The sequence below is a fragment of the Rhodococcus sp. NPDC060086 genome, assembly GCF_042730275.1.
In the GTDB taxonomy this organism is placed as follows: domain Bacteria; phylum Actinomycetota; class Actinomycetes; order Mycobacteriales; family Mycobacteriaceae; genus Rhodococcus.
Genome location: NZ_JBHWWZ010000027.1, coordinates 1 through 15,114 on the forward strand (window position 1 = coordinate 1; position 15,114 = coordinate 15,114).

At 66.3% G+C, this 15,114-nt stretch carries 18 protein-coding genes and 1 riboswitch; of the genes, 11 read left to right on the forward strand and 7 right to left on the reverse strand.

All coding sequences use genetic code 11. From position 1 onward, the window contains the following. Positions 1-112: 112 nt before the first annotated feature. From ACFWB0_RS15725 to ACFWB0_RS15735, 3 genes are read right to left on the reverse strand one after another with little or no spacing between them, the layout of a single operon-like run. Positions 113-1,537 carry an NAD(P)(+) transhydrogenase (Re/Si-specific) subunit beta gene (locus ACFWB0_RS15725; RefSeq protein WP_378491392.1) on the reverse strand — a complete coding sequence of 475 codons (1,425 nt, stop codon included), beginning with the start codon at positions 1,535-1,537 and terminating at the stop codon, positions 113-115. Further along, entirely contained in the window at positions 1,537-1,866 is a 330-nt protein-coding gene (locus ACFWB0_RS15730; protein WP_378491393.1) for an NAD(P) transhydrogenase subunit alpha, read from the reverse strand. The genes ACFWB0_RS15725 and ACFWB0_RS15730 overlap by 1 nt, the downstream gene beginning before the upstream one ends. After that, positions 1,867-2,994, reverse strand: coding sequence for a Re/Si-specific NAD(P)(+) transhydrogenase subunit alpha (locus ACFWB0_RS15735; RefSeq protein WP_378491394.1), 1,128 nt, complete (start codon positions 2,992-2,994; stop codon positions 1,867-1,869). Positions 2,995-3,252: 258 nt separating this feature from the next. Between ACFWB0_RS15735 and ACFWB0_RS15740 the strand changes: the two genes are divergently transcribed. The 7 genes from ACFWB0_RS15740 to ACFWB0_RS15770 are packed head-to-tail and all read left to right on the forward strand — an operon-like array spanning position 3,253 to position 6,760. Beyond that, positions 3,253-3,615: a DUF488 domain-containing protein gene (locus tag ACFWB0_RS15740; protein ID WP_378491395.1), complete on the forward strand. Its 363-nt coding sequence runs from the start codon at positions 3,253-3,255 to the stop codon at positions 3,613-3,615. Between the two features lie 9 nt (positions 3,616-3,624). Beyond that, entirely contained in the window at positions 3,625-3,765 is a 141-nt protein-coding gene (locus ACFWB0_RS15745; RefSeq protein WP_378491396.1) for a hypothetical protein, read from the forward strand. A 22-nt stretch (positions 3,766-3,787) separates the two neighbouring features. Further along, positions 3,788-4,531 (forward strand): NAD-dependent deacetylase, encoded by a 744-nt coding sequence (locus ACFWB0_RS15750; protein ID WP_378491397.1) that lies wholly within the window; start codon positions 3,788-3,790, stop codon positions 4,529-4,531. A gap of 4 nt (positions 4,532-4,535) precedes the next feature. Continuing rightward, positions 4,536-4,976 carry an HIT family protein gene (locus ACFWB0_RS15755; RefSeq protein WP_378491398.1) on the forward strand — a complete coding sequence of 147 codons (441 nt, stop codon included), beginning with the start codon at positions 4,536-4,538 and terminating at the stop codon, positions 4,974-4,976. Positions 4,977-4,981: 5 nt separating this feature from the next. Further along, positions 4,982-5,818, forward strand: coding sequence for a maleylpyruvate isomerase family mycothiol-dependent enzyme (locus tag ACFWB0_RS15760; protein WP_378491453.1), 837 nt, complete (start codon positions 4,982-4,984; stop codon positions 5,816-5,818). Positions 5,819-5,820: 2 nt separating this feature from the next. Next, positions 5,821-6,462, forward strand: a complete 642-nt coding sequence (locus ACFWB0_RS15765) for a Type 1 glutamine amidotransferase-like domain-containing protein (RefSeq protein ID WP_378491399.1) — start codon at positions 5,821-5,823, stop codon at positions 6,460-6,462. 10 nt (positions 6,463-6,472) lie between these two features. Further along, complete coding sequence (locus ACFWB0_RS15770; protein WP_378491400.1) at positions 6,473-6,760, forward strand: GNAT family N-acetyltransferase; 288 nt, start codon at positions 6,473-6,475, stop codon at positions 6,758-6,760. A 10-nt stretch (positions 6,761-6,770) separates the two neighbouring features. On the opposite strand, the gene ACFWB0_RS15775 is transcribed toward ACFWB0_RS15770, so the two are convergent. The 4 genes from ACFWB0_RS15775 to ACFWB0_RS15790 are packed head-to-tail and all read right to left on the reverse strand — an operon-like array spanning position 6,771 to position 11,606. Next, positions 6,771-8,411: an ABC transporter permease gene (locus tag ACFWB0_RS15775; protein ID WP_378491401.1), complete on the reverse strand. Its 1,641-nt coding sequence runs from the start codon at positions 8,409-8,411 to the stop codon at positions 6,771-6,773. Then, positions 8,408-9,334, reverse strand: a complete 927-nt coding sequence (locus ACFWB0_RS15780) for an ATP-binding cassette domain-containing protein (protein ID WP_378491402.1) — start codon at positions 9,332-9,334, stop codon at positions 8,408-8,410. Before ACFWB0_RS15780 ends, ACFWB0_RS15775 begins: the two co-directional genes overlap by 4 nt. A gap of 19 nt (positions 9,335-9,353) precedes the next feature. Continuing rightward, positions 9,354-10,007 (reverse strand): TetR family transcriptional regulator, encoded by a 654-nt coding sequence (locus tag ACFWB0_RS15785; protein ID WP_378491403.1) that lies wholly within the window; start codon positions 10,005-10,007, stop codon positions 9,354-9,356. A 57-nt stretch (positions 10,008-10,064) separates the two neighbouring features. Further along, the gene (locus ACFWB0_RS15790) at positions 10,065-11,606 is read right to left on the reverse strand and encodes a carboxylesterase/lipase family protein (RefSeq protein WP_378491404.1); all 1,542 of its coding nucleotides are present in this window, start codon (positions 11,604-11,606) and stop codon (positions 10,065-10,067) included. Positions 11,607-11,692: 86 nt separating this feature from the next. Beyond that, a riboswitch (TPP riboswitch) is annotated at positions 11,693-11,789 on the forward strand. Here ACFWB0_RS15790 and ACFWB0_RS15795 point away from each other — a divergent pair. The 4 genes from ACFWB0_RS15795 to ACFWB0_RS15810 all read left to right on the forward strand — a co-directional run bounded on the left by ACFWB0_RS15795 (position 11,782) and on the right by ACFWB0_RS15810 (position 15,059). Then, a complete protein-coding gene (locus tag ACFWB0_RS15795) occupies positions 11,782-12,492 on the forward strand; it encodes a TenA family protein (protein WP_378491405.1) in 711 nt (236 codons plus the stop codon). (Overlaps the previous riboswitch by 8 nt.) Further along, positions 12,477-13,499, forward strand: coding sequence for an ABC transporter substrate-binding protein (locus ACFWB0_RS15800; protein ID WP_378491406.1), 1,023 nt, complete (start codon positions 12,477-12,479; stop codon positions 13,497-13,499). The genes ACFWB0_RS15795 and ACFWB0_RS15800 overlap by 16 nt, the downstream gene beginning before the upstream one ends. Then, positions 13,480-14,313, forward strand: a complete 834-nt coding sequence (locus ACFWB0_RS15805) for an ABC transporter permease (protein ID WP_378491407.1) — start codon at positions 13,480-13,482, stop codon at positions 14,311-14,313. The genes ACFWB0_RS15800 and ACFWB0_RS15805 overlap by 20 nt, the downstream gene beginning before the upstream one ends. Further along, positions 14,310-15,059: an ABC transporter ATP-binding protein gene (locus tag ACFWB0_RS15810; RefSeq protein ID WP_378491408.1), complete on the forward strand. Its 750-nt coding sequence runs from the start codon at positions 14,310-14,312 to the stop codon at positions 15,057-15,059. The genes ACFWB0_RS15805 and ACFWB0_RS15810 overlap by 4 nt, the downstream gene beginning before the upstream one ends. The last annotated feature ends 55 nt before the right edge of the window (positions 15,060-15,114 follow it).

The window sequence follows — 15,114 nt, forward strand, 5'->3', positions numbered from 1 at the left end:
ACAAAATTGACAATCTTTGCGACCCTCCCCGGTACGCGGGCTCGCATCAACACTTTCGGATGAACGACCAGAGAGCCTTCAGCTCTGCAGTAACTCTAGAGACGCAGTAACTCTAGAGAGCCTTCAGCTCCTCTGTGACCTCACCGACCATCTTCTTCGCGTCACCGAACAGCATCGACGTCTGGTCGAGCGTGAACAGCGGGTTCTCGATGCCGGCATAACCGGAACTCATCGACCGCTTCATCACGATCACCGAACGCGACTGGTCGACGTTGAGGATCGGCATGCCGTAGATCGGGCTCGACGAATCCTGCCGCGCGGCAGGGTTCGTCACGTCGTTGGCGCCGATGACGATGGTGACATCGGTGCGGCCGAATTCACCGTTGATGTCGTCCATTTCCTTCATCGCGTCGTACTCGACGTCGGCCTCGGCGAGGAGGACGTTCATGTGGCCGGGCATACGACCGGCGACCGGGTGGATCGCGTACTTGACCTCGACACCACGCTCTTCGAGCAGTGCCGCCATCTCCTTGACGGCGTGCTGCGCCTGAGCGACGGCCAGACCGTAGCCGGGGACGACGATGACCTGGTTGGCGTACGCCATCTGGATCGCGGCATCGGAAGCCGAGGTCGCCTTGACGGTGCCACCACCGGGGCCTGCCGTAGCGCCGCCGTCGTCGCCGCCGCCGAACGCGCCGAACACGATTGCCGGGATCGAGCGGTTCATGGCCTTGGCCATCAGGTTGGTCAGGATGGTGCCGGACGCACCGACGATCATGCCTGCGACGATCATCGCCTGGTTGTTCAGCGCCAGGCCTGCCGCAGCAGCGGACAGACCCGTCAGGGCGTTGAGCAGCGAGATGACCACGGGCATGTCGGCGCCGCCGATCGGCAGCACGACGAACAGACCCATCAGACCCGCGATGACGAGCAACAGCACGATCCAGAACGACGCGAGCGGCTCACCGTCGGCGCTGATGCCGATGTACACGGCGACCGCGATGGACGCGACGACCAGGATCATGTTGGCGAGCTGGAACAGCTTCGCAGCCGAGACCAGCTTCTTCTCGAGGTTCTTGTTGAGCAGTTCCTGCAGCTTGGCGAACGCGACGAGCGAGCCCCAGAAGGAGATCGAGCCGATGATCGCGGCGAACAGCGAGCCGACGATCATGACCACGGTCGGCTCGTCGGTCAGCTCGGTGAAGCTCGTCGAATCGAGGAACTCGGCCCACGCGATGAGCGCGACCGTGCCACCACCGACACCGTTGAACAATGCGACCAGCTGCGGCATCGCCGTCATCTTGGTCTTGAGTGCGGGCGGGACGCCGAGGATGACACCGACGGCCAGGCCGCCGATGATCAGTCCCCAGTTGTCGGTGTCGCGGATGTCGATGAGCACCGCGACGACCGCGAGGCCCATACCGGCGGCTGCGATGTAATTGCCGCGTACCGCGGTCTTGGGCCCGGTCAGACCCGACAGACCGTAGATGAACATCCCGAACGCGACGATGTACAACACTGAAACGAGGTAACTCATCAGGCGTCAGCCCCCTTCTCGGCAGCCTTCGGGGCCTCCTTGCGCTGCTTGAACATCCCGAGCATGCGGTCGGTGACGACGAAGCCGCCGACCACGTTCAGGGTGCCGAAGACAAGAGCGACGAACAGAATGATCTTGATTCCCCAGTGGGCGTCGCCGGGCAGATGCCCGAGGACCACCAGGGCGCCGAGCACGACGATGCCGTGAATGGCGTTGGTACCGGACATCAGCGGCGTATGCAGCGTGTTCGGGACCTTGGAGATGACGGCGAATCCGACGAATCCGGCAAGGACCAGAATCGCGATGTTCGCGAGCAGTTCGTTGTACATCTAGACGTTCTCCTTCGACCGCGTCACGCATGCACCCGAAAGGATCTCGTCCGAGAAGTCGGGCGCGAGCGCGCCGCTCTCGTCGAGCAGCAGCTCGATCAGCGCGGACACGTTCTTCGAGTAGAGCTCCGACGCGTGCTCGGGCATCGTCGCGGGCAGGTTCAGCGGCGAGCAGATCGTCACATCGTGCTTGACGACGGTCTGCCCGGGCTCGGTGAGCTCACAGTTGCCACCGGTTTCACCGGCGAGGTCGACGATGACCGAACCGGGCTTCATGCCCTCGACCGCGGCGGCGGTCACCAGGCGCGGCGCGGGACGACCCGGCACGAGAGCGGTGGTGATGACGACGTCGAAGCCCTTGATGGCATTTTCGAGGGCCTGCTGCTGCGCAGCGCGTTCCTCTTCGGTGAGCTCACGGGCGTATCCGCCCTCGCCTGCGGCGTCGATGCCGAGGTCGAGCCACTGCGCACCGACCGACCGCACCTGGTCGGCAACCTCGGGTCGCACGTCGTACCCGGTGGTGCGGCCACCGAGGCGCTTGGCGGTCGCGAGAGCCTGCAGGCCCGCGACACCCACACCGAGCACCAGCACGGTCGCCGGCTTCACTGTGCCTGCCGCGGTGGTGAGCATCGGGAAGAAGCGCGTCGATTCGGAAGCGGCGACGAGCACGGACTTGTACCCCGACACGTTGCCCTGGGACGACAGCGCATCCATCACCTGGGCACGCGAGATGCGCGGGATGGCCTCGACGGCATACGCCTCGACACCGGCGGTGGTGAGCGCGTCGATCTGGTTCTCTGCATTGCGCGGGGCGAGGAAACCGATCAGCTTCTGCCCCGACTTCAACCGGGCGATCTCGGCGTCCGACGGCGGTGCGACCTTGACGACGATGTCGGCCGACCATGCGTCGCCGAGCGTGGCGCCCGCTTCCTTGTATGCCTCGTCCGGGATCAGTGCGTTCTGCCCGGCACCGGGCTCGACGATGACATCGAGGCCCTTCGAAATCAGTGAGGGCACAACCTTCGGCACCAGCGCGACCCGCCGCTCGCCGTCGTTCGTCTCACGAACGACACCGACGGCCGGGCGGCGGCGGTCCCCGCTCTCCGTGTTCGATTCTTCGCTACTCAATATTCTCTAACTCCTGCGTCGAATGAAAATTGCCGCGCGCGGCGCCGCGATCGGCGGCGAATATGCGTGTCTTCGGCCATGTGACGGCCCTACACGTGTGTTGTAAGCCTTGCCAGACCTACCGCTCCCACCTCGGAGTCGCAAGCGGTCCGGTGTGTCTGAATCGAGTCCGAACAGTAAGAAAATGCAAGAATGTGAGGCACCTCACTTCACATCGCCGGGTTCGGCACTGTGAGAGGACGACTTCGGGAGGGCCACATGTCGCGACGTGCAGTCACTGTCGAACGGGTCTACGACCACCCCGGCGCCGAGGACTCCGTGCGTGTCCTCGTGGACCGGTTGTGGCCGCGAGGACTTCGCAAGGATGCGTTCCACTACGACGACTGGGTCAAGGATCTTGCGCCGTCCACGGACCTGCGCAAGTGGTACTCGCACGACACAGCGTTGTTCGCCGAGTTCCGTGATCGGTACATCGAGGAGTTGACGTCGCCCGGCGGTCGCGCCGCAATCGAGCAACTCGACACATTTGCCGACGGACGGCCCCTCGTCCTCCTCACCGCGACCCGCGATGTCGAGCACAGCGGAGCGGAGGTTCTTGCCGAGCATCTGCGCGGAGAGTAGGACGAAGCGATGACCGACGGCACCGACCTCGGCGGCGACCCAGTGTGCTGGCTCGACCGCGTCTGTCCGGAATGCGGACTGTTCCTCGACGACCGCGATGCACCGTGCCCGCGTTGTGGACACGAGTGGGACAACTCCCCCACAACCTGATCGAGTCCCCTAACCTGGCGCCATGGCCGTCCCGACTGCGATCCTCGACCTCGCGCGCCCCGCGCGGCGCATCGCCGTCCTCACCGGCGCAGGCATGTCCGCCGAGAGCGGTGTACCTACTTTCCGCGACGCCCAGACCGGATTGTGGGAGAACTTCGACGCCGCATCGCTCGCGACCCCGGAAGCATGGAACGAGGACGCCGCGCTGGTGTGGGCCTGGTACCAGTGGCGGGTCGGACTGGTGCGGCGCGTGCAGCCGAACGCCGGTCATCTCGCACTGTCCGAGTGGGGACGCAACGCCGATCTGCAGATCACGACGCAGAACGTCGACGATCTGCACGAGCGCGCAGGCAGCACGGTGCTCGCCCACCTGCACGGCAGTTTGTTCTCACCGCGTTGCACCGACTGCGGACTCGATGCAGAAGTGGCCGAGCCACCGGAGCAACCCGTCGCACGACTCGATCCACCCACGTGCCAGAACTGCAGCGGGATCGTTCGTCCCGGCGTCGTGTGGTTCGGCGAGATGTTGCCCGAGCAGCCGTGGGAGGCCGCAACGGCGTCCCTGCGCGAAGCAGATCTCCTGCTCGTCGTCGGTACGTCAGGGGTGGTGTATCCCGCGGCGGGCCTGCCGTCACTCGCACGACGCCACGGAGTTCCGGTGGTGGAAATCAATCCTGACGACACCGACCTGTCGGATCAGGTCGACGAGGTGTGGCGCACGACGGCGGCGGTCGGGCTGCCGGACCTGGTGTCGGAGTTACAGTGAGTCGGTGGACTCCTGCGTGTTCTGCGCCATAGCCGGGGGCGCAGCGCCGGCCGCACTCGTCTACCAGGACGACCGTGTGGTCGCGTTCCTCGACATCCGGCCGCTGGCGCGTGGTCATCTGCTGGTGGTGCCGCGGGCCCACTCGGATCGGCTCGAGGATCTCGATCCTGCGTACGGGGCATCGATGTTCACGGCGGGTCAACGCTTGGCCCGCGCACTCACCCGGTCCGATCTGGCCACCGACGGTGCCAATCTGGTGGTCAACGACGGCCGCGCCGCGTTCCAGACCGTTTTCCACATGCACCTGCACGTCATTCCTCGATGGAACGGCGACCGCGTCCGTCTGGGGATCGGCGCCATGCGCCGCAAGCCCCGCGACCCGGAGTCCACCGCGGCGGCCATCCGTGCGGGTCTCGATCGTCTCTCAGCAGAGGAGAATCAGTGACAACCCTGTCCGGCAGTTCCGGAACCAGCGAGTTTCCTATCGATATCATCCGGCCACTGCTCCTCGAACAATTCGAGGTTCTGGACGCACTGCTGTCCGGGATCGAGGGCGATGCGTGGTTCACCCCGACCGACCTGCCCGGGTGGACGGTCAAGGACATCGTCGCTCACCTGATCGGGACCGAATCGCTGCTTGTCGGCGTCGCCGCACCTCACGTCGACATCGACGTGCACGCGCTGGGCCACGTGCGCAACGAGATCGGCGCCTTCAACGAACAGTGGGTCGAGCATTTCCGCGGTGTCGCCGGTGCGGATGTGCTGACCCGCTACCGCGATATCGTGGCGCAGCGGCGCGAGAGTCTCGGCGCGATGACGCAGGCCGACTTCGATGCACCGGCCGATACCCCGATCGGCCCCGCCACCTACGGCCGGTTCATGCGTATCCGGGTGTTCGACTGCTGGTTGCACGAACTCGATATCCACGACGCGCTGGGCACCGTCGGAAGTGAGGGCGGCCCCCGGGCCGAACTCGGATCCGCCGAGATGTTCGGTGCGGTGCCGTTCGTCGTGGGCAAACGCGGCAAGGCTCCCGAAGGTTCGCGGATCACGATCGAACTCACCGGCCCCCTCGCCCGCACCATCCATCTCGAGGTGGCCGGTCGCGCGAGAGTGGTGCCGTCGCTGTCGGAGCCTGCGACGGCCACCATCACGATGGACTCGGGCCTGTTCGTGCGGCTTGCCGGCGGGCGGGTCAGCGGCGTCGACAAGCTCGACGAGGTGACTCTCGGCGGCGACACCGCAGTGGGTCGCCGTATTGTCGAGAATCTCGCGTTCACGATCTGACGATGCGCCTGTTTCTGTCGTCGTATCGGTTCGGCTCCGATCCCGCGCGCCTACTCGAGGTGACGCGTGGGCCCGGCCGGATCGCTGTGATCGCGAATGCCGGCGACGCGTGGCCGTCCCGCGCCCGGGCGTCGAGTGTGGTCAGCGAGTTCGGGCCGTTGCGCGCTCTCGGATACGACCCGGACGAGGTGGATCTCCGCGACCACCTGGGCGATCCGGACTCTCTCCGCGCACGCCTGACAACGTTCTCCGCGGTCTGGGTACGCGGGGGCAACACGTTCGTGCTCCGCGCGCAGCTCGCCCGCAGCGGCGGCGACACAGTACTCACCGACCTGGTCGGCGACGGCACCCTCGCATACGGGGGGTACAGCGCCGGGGCGTGCATCGCGACACCGACGCTGCGCGGACTCGAATTCTCCGACGATCCCGCCGAGGTCGCCGCGATCGGGGCGGGCCCGGTGGTGTGGGACGGCCTCGGCTGGGTCGAGCACTCGATCGTCCCCCACGTGGGAGACTCCGCTCTGGGCGACGACGGTGTCGACCGCACACTGGAATATTTTCGGCGCGAGTCAGTCCCGTACGTGGCGCTGCGCGACGACGACGCCCTGGTGATCTTGACCGACGGCGATCAGGCCCGGAGGTAAAGTCGTGAGCATGTCGAACAACACAGGGAACGCCAACCGCATCGAGCACCTGCCCGCACAGTCACGGTTCGCGCTGTTCCTCGGCGACGATCTGGGGGCATACGCCGACTACAGCGAGGTCGATGGGCTGCGCGACTTCGACCACACAGTCACCGAACCCGACTTCCGAGGTCGCGGGCTCGCCGGGCAGGTCGTGCAGTTCGCGCTCGACGCAACCCGGGCCGAAGGTCTGAAGATCGGTACGTCCTGCTCGTATGTCGAGAAGTTCGTCTCCGAGCATCCTGAATATCGCAACTGAGCTGCCCGAGTCACACCATCACATCGCGGCGGCGGAAGCCCACGACCGCCGCCGCGACCAAGACCACAGCAACAGCCCCGAGTACGAGCATCGTTGCCGCACTTGCACTTTCGTAGGGGACCAGCGGAATATGCGAGAACGGCGAGAGGTCGCGCAGCCACTGCGACAGGTTCAGTAATTCGCCGAACCACGCCACGAACACCGCGTAGATGACGAGGATCCACGCGAGATTCGCGAGACGCGGAACGAAACCGACCAGCACGAGCGTCACCGCGAACACGAACAGGACCGCGGGTGCGTAGGCCAGTGCGGCCCCGCACATCCGGATGATCCAGTCCGCTTCGCCGGTCGCGACCGCCATACCCAGGCCGGTGGCGGCGCCCGTGACGGCCAGAGCGACTAAGACCTGCGCGACGATCACCGCAACGGTCCACAGGAACGAGCGGGTCCGCGGCGTTCCGGTGACGATCACCAACCCGACCCGGCCGGCGTCCTCGTCGCCGCGCACGCGCATGACCGCCGAGACTGCGAACGCCGCAACCCCCACGACGAGGAACAGCAGCATCGTCGCGCCGAAGGATGCAGTCAACGATTCTGTGTCGGCACCGAGGAACTCGACGATGTCGGGGACCTCCTCGACCATGTCGCCGATCGAATTCGCAAGCGTGCCCATCGCCAGCCCGATGATCGCGAGGGCCGCGGTCCACGCCACGAAAGTCCCGCGCAGCAGCCGCCATGTCGGTCCGGGCGGTGTGAGCAGCGACGGCGACGCTTCCGCCGGTCCCGGTTTCGGGGCGCGCAGGCCTGCGCCGATGTCGCGGCGCCGAGACAGTGCGACGGCGACCGCGAGCAGTACACCGATCGCGAGCACCGACAACAGCAGTGGCCACCACCGTTCGTCGACGTAGAGTCGGGTCTGCTGCGCCCACGCGATCGGCGACAGCCACGACAGCCACGACCCGGTGGGTTCGATGATGTCCCCGAATCCGCGCACCAGGAACGCCACCGCGAGCGCGGCGAGCGCGGAACCTGTCGCGGCCCGCGCATGCTCACTGAACTGCGCAGTCACCACCGCCACAGCGCCGAACAGAAGCCCGGTGACGGCCGTGGCCACGCCGAACAGCAGCGACCCCGTGATCGCGAGTCCGCCCGCCATCAGCGAGAAGGCGACCCCGGCACCGACGATCGCATCGGCGACGGCGACGGACAGCAGCGCTGCCGCAGGCGGCGCGAACGGGCCCACGGGGAGCGCGCGGAGCAGTTCGAGTCGGCCCGCTTCCTCCTGGGCGCGGGTGTGCCGCACCACCATCAGGATGCTCATGATCGCGACAGCGACGAACACCGTCAGGCTCAGTTCGTTCGCGGTCATTGCGCCGAGGGTGTAGTTGTCGGCCCCGTATGCGGGCCCGGTCATCAGCACCGCGGCAGGGTTCTCGAGCAGGCCCGCGCGGGCCTGCCGCGCGGCCGCGTCCGGATACGCGGCGATGAGGCTTTCCACGGTCACGTACACGGTGAACGCGAGTGCGAGGGTCCACACGGTGATGCGGATGCGGTCGAGCCGGAGGTAGAGCCGAAGCAATTCGACGATTCCACTGAAACGGTGGACACTTCGGGTTCCCCGGTGCTCGCGGGGAGCGAGGGTGGCGGTCATCGGGTGGTCACCTCCTCACCTTCGGGCACGTCGGTGAGCGTGTCGCCGTAGTGACGCATGAACAGCTCTTCGAGCGACGGCGGCGTGATCGTCAGGTTCGCGATGTCGAGTTCGGTGAGTGCACGCAGCACCGGGTTGACGGAAGCGTTGTCGACGTCGAACGCGAGGTGGCCGTCGTCGTAGGTCAGATCGTGCACACCCGGCATCGACGCGAAACCGGCGGGCAGCGTGGGCGTGGTGGCCCGCACCGCGGAGCGGGTCAGGTGCCGCAGCTGCGCGAGTGTTCCGGTCTCCACATCCTTCCCTGCCCGAATGATCGTCACTGTGTCGCAAAGTTTTTCGACCTCGGCCAGAATGTGACTCGACAGGAGAACCGTCCGTCCGGCATCACGCAACGCACGCACCTCGTCGGTGAACACCGCTTCCATCAGCGGGTCGAGTCCGGACGTGGGCTCGTCGAACATGTACAACTCGACGTCCGACGCCAGCGCCGCGACGAGCGCGACCTTCTGCCGGTTGCCCTTCGAGTAGGTACGGGCCTTCTTGGTGGGGTCGAGTTCGAACCGTTCGAGGAGTTCGGCCCGGCGGGAAGGGTTGTCGCCCCCGCGGATCCGGGTCAGCAGATCGATGATCTCGCCGCCGGTGAGCGCCGGCCACAGATTGGTGTCGCCCGGGACGTACGCGATGCGACGGTGAATCGCCACCGCGTCGGTCCACGGGTCGAGTCCGAGGACCCGAGCCGAACCGGAGTCGGCGCGGAGCATACCGAGCAGTACGCGGATCGCGGTGGACTTTCCGGCACCGTTGGGTCCGAGAAACCCTGCCACGGTGCCGGTTCCGACTTCGATCGAGAATCCGTCGAGAGCACGGGTTGTTCCGAATGTCTTGACGAGGTCGACTGTGTCGATGGCGGGTGTGTCCATGGTGCAACCTCCGTGATCGTTACGGGGCAGCCGCCTCCCGGACGGCCAGGTATGCGTCGAGCATCGCCGAGTCGGTGAGCAGCGGTTCGGAATAGAGCTCGAGCAGCGGGAGCAACATGCGGTCGGTGTACGAGCGCAGCCACGTGGGCAATTCATCGAGGTCGAGGGGCTCGCTCGGCCCGGGAACATGCAGTAACAACGCGCCGGTGCTGAATTCGACGAGTGCTCGTGCCCGCGCCCGGGGGTCCCGGCTTGCACGAACCACGCCGGATGCGACCCCTTGTTCGAGATAGCCTTCGGTGGTCGCCGCCAGATGATCGAGAAACGCCTGCGAAGCGGGTCCCCGAGCTTGGAGGCTCCGGATCAGATAGCCGATGAGCGGGGCATAACTCCCGATGTCCTCGATCTGAGCCAACATCGCCGCGACACCGCTGCCCGGCTCGAGGACCGAACTCTTGAGCTCGCGGACACTGCGAAGAACGTACTCGTCACAATATTCACGCAGGCCGGCCCGGGAACCGAAGTGATGCACGATGAGCGAGGCACTCACTCCGCACTCTGCGGCGATAGCACGAAGCGACACGTTCACGCCGTCCCGAGCGACACACCGGATTGCCGTGTCGCGGATGCGAGCACGGGCGGTGAGGTCGGAATCGCCCTCGGCTGAACGCATGTTCCAAGGGTTGCACACGCGTTCAGTCGGGTCAAGAGAAATCAGGGTCGAGAGAACTCAGGAGAAGCCCATCACCTGATCGCCCCACACCTCGCGCATCGACCCATCCGGATCCGACTCGACAGAATCACGTGCATCGATGAGCAGAGTCGTCCGCTCGTCGGGCTCGTATGGCGGCCAGTGCTTCGACGCATCGAGGGCGGCAGGAACCCCGTGCTCCGCGAAGGCAAGCCATCGACGCTGTATCCGACCAGACACCTCGACCGCACCCTTGCGTCCCCCGAGCCAGAAACTCGGATCTCGGCCGAGCGTTCCGAAATTCCCGAATACGTATGGCAATTCGGTTGCGTGACCGGCACCGATGCGCGCCGCCTTGAGCATCGGCGTTGCATGGTCGAATCGGTACACCCACGTCGGGGAATGCGCGGCGTGCCCTTCCGCCACCCACAACACCGGCATCCGGAATCCTGCGTCGCGCGACAGGGCCATCGCGCCGCTCGGCTTCGGGAGATCGGGATACGCTGCAGCGATCTCGGCGATGCGTTCGGGCTCGAGATCAGGGCGATCCTTCGCGAGTGCCTCCAGCATGGCCCTCACCGCCGAATCGTCGACCGGCATCAGCGGCGACTTCATGAAACGGAAGATCGATGGTTCGTCCTTGTTCGAACCGATGATGAGCGGCACCCGATGCGACAGACCCTTCTGGAAGGCCGCGACCGGATACTTGGGAACCAGATCTCGATCGACCACCGGTGTCATCGCCAACGTGCCCGGCATGGTCGTGGGGATCTCCCCGACCACGGTCTCGGCCGCGGTGACGAGCTGTTCGTAGGGCATTCCCCGCAGGGTCCCGACTCGGGCCGACGGCACCTCGAGGACGTCGAGGAACCGCTGCGCCACCATCGCGGCACGTTCACGCCCGTACACCGACGTCGCCGGCGGCGACTGCGCGATCGCCCGGTGGAACAGCCCCTCGGCGCGCGGCACCGTCATCAGCGTCGTAACAGATCCCCCACCCGACGATTCACCGAACAGGGTGACGTTGCCTGCGTCGCCGCCGAAGTCCGCAATGCAGTCATGCACCCACTCGAGCGCCGCAATCTGGTCCCGCAGACCGAGATTCGACTCGTACGTGTCGCCTGCTGTGGAGAACGACGACAGATCCAGGAACCCGAGCGCCCCGAGGCGATAATTGAGCGTGACCACCACGACGTTGCCCGTTTCGCAGAGCACGCGTCCGTCGTAGATCTTCTGACCCGAATATCCGATCACGTACGCGCCGCCGTGGATCCACACCATCACCGGGCGCCGTGTGCCGTCCGGTTCGGGCGCCCAGATGTTGAGCGAGAGACAATCCTCGCCGAGTGCCATGTCGGACGAGATCCCGATCGGGCTGTTCCGGCTCTGCGGAGCGATCGGTCCGTACCGCGCGCAGTCGAGCACGCCCGGCCACGGCCGAGGCGCTTCCGGTGACCGAAACCGCATGTCTCCGCCGGTCGGTGCGGCGAACGGGATCCCCTTCCACGAGTACACCTCGCCGTCGCGGTATCCGCGGGCTTCGCCGTACTTGCATCCGACGACGAGTGTCTCGGCGTCCACATGACCTCCCGGTGAGCTTCTCGTATCCCAACGTACCCAGGGGAGTCTCCTCCGACACCTTCCCGGCGAAGGTGCTATCGTCGCCTCCGACCGACACGGGGTGCTCCGCACGAGCGGGGCTGAGATCACACCCGTCGAACCTGATCAGGTAATTCTGACGAAGGGATGTTTCGGGATGACTGTGCCTGCGCACGATTCACCCACCGACCGTTTCACCGATGTCCTGTGGGACCGCACGAAGGTTCTGCGCGACTCCATCGACGACCTCGAGTTCCTGCGGCGCCTCGGCGACGGCACACTTCCGCTCGAGTCGTTCCGCTTCTACATCGAGCAGGATGCCCTCTATCTGGCCGGGTACGCCAAGGCCCTCGCGCTCCTCGCGTCCAAGGCACCGGACCCGGTCACCGGCGCCTTCTGGGCGACGAGTTCCGCGACGGCGGCGACCGAGGAATCCTCGCTGCACCAGCAGCTTCTCACCGGTGGCGTACTGCCCGTGCACGACGAACCGGTCGCACACTCCCCCGCATGCCTCGGCTACGTGTCGTACCTGACGGCCACCGTGGCAACCGAGCCGTATCCGGTGGGCGCCGCCGCGGTGCTGCCCTGCTTCTGGATCTACGCCGAAGTGGGCCGCGACCTGGCCTCGCGCGCGGCCGACGTGCTCGCCGCCGATCCCGCCCATCCGTACGCACAGTGGGTGGCCACCTACGACGACCAGGCATTCCAGGATTCCGTCGCCACCGCGCGCACCCTCGTCGACGCCGCCGGTGCGGCCGCGACCGCCTCCGAGCGCGACGCGATGATCGACGCATTCACCCTCGCGACCCGCTACGAGCTGCTGTTCTGGGATACCGCCCTGAACACGCAGCCGTGGCCCGCGTCGTGACGCTGCGGCACCGGATCAGGGCACTCACCGTCGCGACCCTCACCCTGTGCGCCGTCAGCGCGTGCGCCGGTGGTGGCTCCGACGACACGATCCGGTTCGCACTCGACTGGACTCCCAACACCAACCACACCGGCCTGTACGTGGCGGTGCAGGAAGGGCTGTTCGACGACGCCGGACTCGACGTCGAGATCCTGCCCTACAACGGGGCGACACCGGACACCCTCGTCGACGCAGGCAACGCCGAGTTCGGCATCTCCACTCACGGCATGGCGACGTTCTCCCGCTCCTCCGGGGCACGCACCCTCACCGTCCTCGCTCCGTTGCAGCACTGGGCAACCGGGATCGGGGTCAAGGCAGACCGCGCGGATCTCACACGCCCGGCAGACCTCGACGGCCACGTGTACGCCGGGTTCGCCGACCCCGGCGACGCCGAGGCGCTCGCCCAGGTGATCCGAAACGACGGTGGACGCGGCGAATTCGAGGAGGTCGTCCTCGGTACGTCCGCGTACGAGGCGGTCTACTCGGGTACCGCGGACTTCACCGTCTCGTACCTCGCGTGGGAAGGGCTCGAAGCGGAACATCGCGGACTGCCGATGCGCTACTTCGACTACACCGATTACGGTTTCCCCGATCAGTACGCGATCGTCGTGAACGGCAACGAGGACTGGCTCACCGAGAACCAGGATCGGGCCCGCGCGTTCGTGCAGGCGGTGCAGCGCGGGTACGAGATCGCCGCCGACGATCCGGATCGCGGCGCCCGCGCACTGCTCGACGCCAACCCGGGCGCGTTCCCCGACGAGGAACTCGTCTTCGAGAGCCAGCGGATGCTCTCGGCCGACTACATGCGCGACGACCAGGGCCGCGTGGGCACTCTCGACGCGAGCACATGGGCCGGGTACGCCAGGTTCCTGTACGAGCAGGGGTTGCTCACCGGTCCCGACGGCTCACCGTTGACCAGCGAGCCCGATTGGTCCACGTACTTCACCGATGACTACCGAACGCCCTGAGGCTCGACGCACCGCAGCCCGACGCCGCGTGAACCATATGATGCCGGCGATCATCGTCGCGGTGGTGCTCGTGGCGGCGTGGCAGCTCTACGTGATGATCAGTGGAATCCGCCCTCAGGTGTTGCCTTCTCCCGCGCGGGTGCTGCACCAGGGATGGGCGCATCGCACCGACATCGCCGGGCACGCCGTCGCGACGCTGCAGGTCACGATCGTCGGGTTCGCTGTGTCGTTGACCTTGGCGTGGGTGCTGGCGATCTCGGTCGATTTCTCACCGTGGTTGCGGCGAGCGTTCGTGCCGTTGTTCGTGGCCTCCCAGACGGTGCCGATCGTTGCGATCGCCCCGCTGATGATCATCTGGTTCGGCTTCGGTCTGCTGCCGAAAATCCTGGTGATCGCACTGGCCACGTTCTTCCCGATGGCGATCGGTTTGATCGAGGGCTTCGCGGCGGCCGACCGGGAGGCGGGGGCGCTTCTGCGAAGCATGGGGGCCACGCGGTGGCAGGTGTTCCGGTATGTGCGGCTCCCGTCGGCCCTGCCGCGGTTCTTCACGTCATTGCGCATCGGAATCACCTATGCCGTAGTGGGTGCGGTCTTCGCGGAATACGTCGGTGCCACATCGGGTCTCGGCATCTACATGGCCATGCAGAAGAACTCGTTCCGCACCGATCTGGTGCTCGCCGCTGTCCTCGTCACCGCAGCGGTGTCACTGGTGTTGTACCTGCTCACCTACGTGGCCGAACGCATCGTCGCGCCGTGGGCCCTCACCACAGAGAATCGAGCAGCAGAGAATCGCACAGCAGGGAGTCGCGCATGAGCGCCGTCACCGTCTCCGGCGTCCACCGGTCCTTCGACGCAAGCCACGTGCTCGACGACATCGGATTCGACGTTTCCCCAGGAGAATTCGTCTCCGTCATCGGACCGAGTGGATCGGGGAAGTCCACCCTGTTCGGCCTCGTCGCGGGGCTCGACACCCCCGACGAGGGGAGCATCACGGTCGGTGGGCGGCCCGCCGCGCCGGGACGCGCCGCGCTGATGCCTCAGAAGGATCTGTTGTTCCCCTGGCGTACCGTCCTCGACAACTGCGCCCTCGCTCTCGAGGTGCAGGGGACATCGCGTCGGGAGGCACGCGAGCGGGCACGGAAGTTGTTCCCCGCGTTCGGACTCACCGGATTCGAGGATGCCCGGCCTTCTGCGTTGTCCGGCGGGATGCGTCAGCGTGCCGCATTGGCCCGAACCGTCATCCAGCAACGTGAGGTCCTGCTGCTCGACGAGCCGTTCGGCGCCCTCGACTCGCTCACCCGCACCGACATGCAGTTGTGGCTGCAGGAAGTGTGGCAGCGCCACCGCTGGACCGTCCTGATGATCACCCACGACGTGCGCGAGGCCGTCCTGCTGTCCGATCGGGTCCTCGTGCTCTCCCCTCGCCCCGCGCGGATCCTGCACGAGGTCCTCGTTCCGTTGCCCCGTCCGCGGTCGCTGGAGTTGCTGACCGATCCGGAGTTCGTGTCGCTGGAACGCGAGCTCGTGTCGGTACTGCACGCGCGGTCCGACATGCATTGAGCACTCACGTGATTCGGGAGACCGGAATATCGAAACGGTAACAGGGCACCGTCCC

Excerpts from the sequence above, each read along its gene's own strand:
- ACFWB0_RS15730 (WP_378491393.1), bottom strand. The coding sequence starts at position 1,866 with ATGTACAACGAACTGCTCGCGAACATCGCGATTCTGGTCCTTGCCGGA.
- ACFWB0_RS15805 (WP_378491407.1), top strand. The coding sequence starts at position 13,480 with ATGACTACCGAACGCCCTGAGGCTCGACGCACCGCAGCCCGACGCCGC.
- ACFWB0_RS15725 (WP_378491392.1), bottom strand. The coding sequence starts at position 1,537 with ATGAGTTACCTCGTTTCAGTGTTGTACATCGTCGCGTTCGGGATGTTC.
- ACFWB0_RS15740 (WP_378491395.1), top strand. The coding sequence starts at position 3,253 with ATGTCGCGACGTGCAGTCACTGTCGAACGGGTCTACGACCACCCCGGC.
- ACFWB0_RS15770 (WP_378491400.1), top strand. The coding sequence starts at position 6,473 with ATGTCGAACAACACAGGGAACGCCAACCGCATCGAGCACCTGCCCGCA.
- ACFWB0_RS15810 (WP_378491408.1), top strand. The coding sequence starts at position 14,310 with ATGAGCGCCGTCACCGTCTCCGGCGTCCACCGGTCCTTCGACGCAAGC.
- ACFWB0_RS15750 (WP_378491397.1), top strand. The coding sequence starts at position 3,788 with ATGGCCGTCCCGACTGCGATCCTCGACCTCGCGCGCCCCGCGCGGCGC.
- ACFWB0_RS15765 (WP_378491399.1), top strand. The coding sequence starts at position 5,821 with ATGCGCCTGTTTCTGTCGTCGTATCGGTTCGGCTCCGATCCCGCGCGC.
- ACFWB0_RS15795 (WP_378491405.1), top strand. The coding sequence starts at position 11,782 with ATGACTGTGCCTGCGCACGATTCACCCACCGACCGTTTCACCGATGTC.
- ACFWB0_RS15775 (WP_378491401.1), bottom strand. The coding sequence starts at position 8,411 with ATGACCGCCACCCTCGCTCCCCGCGAGCACCGGGGAACCCGAAGTGTC.
- ACFWB0_RS15780 (WP_378491402.1), bottom strand. The coding sequence starts at position 9,334 with ATGGACACACCCGCCATCGACACAGTCGACCTCGTCAAGACATTCGGA.
- ACFWB0_RS15785 (WP_378491403.1), bottom strand. The coding sequence starts at position 10,007 with ATGCGTTCAGCCGAGGGCGATTCCGACCTCACCGCCCGTGCTCGCATC.
- ACFWB0_RS15745 (WP_378491396.1), top strand. The coding sequence starts at position 3,625 with ATGACCGACGGCACCGACCTCGGCGGCGACCCAGTGTGCTGGCTCGAC.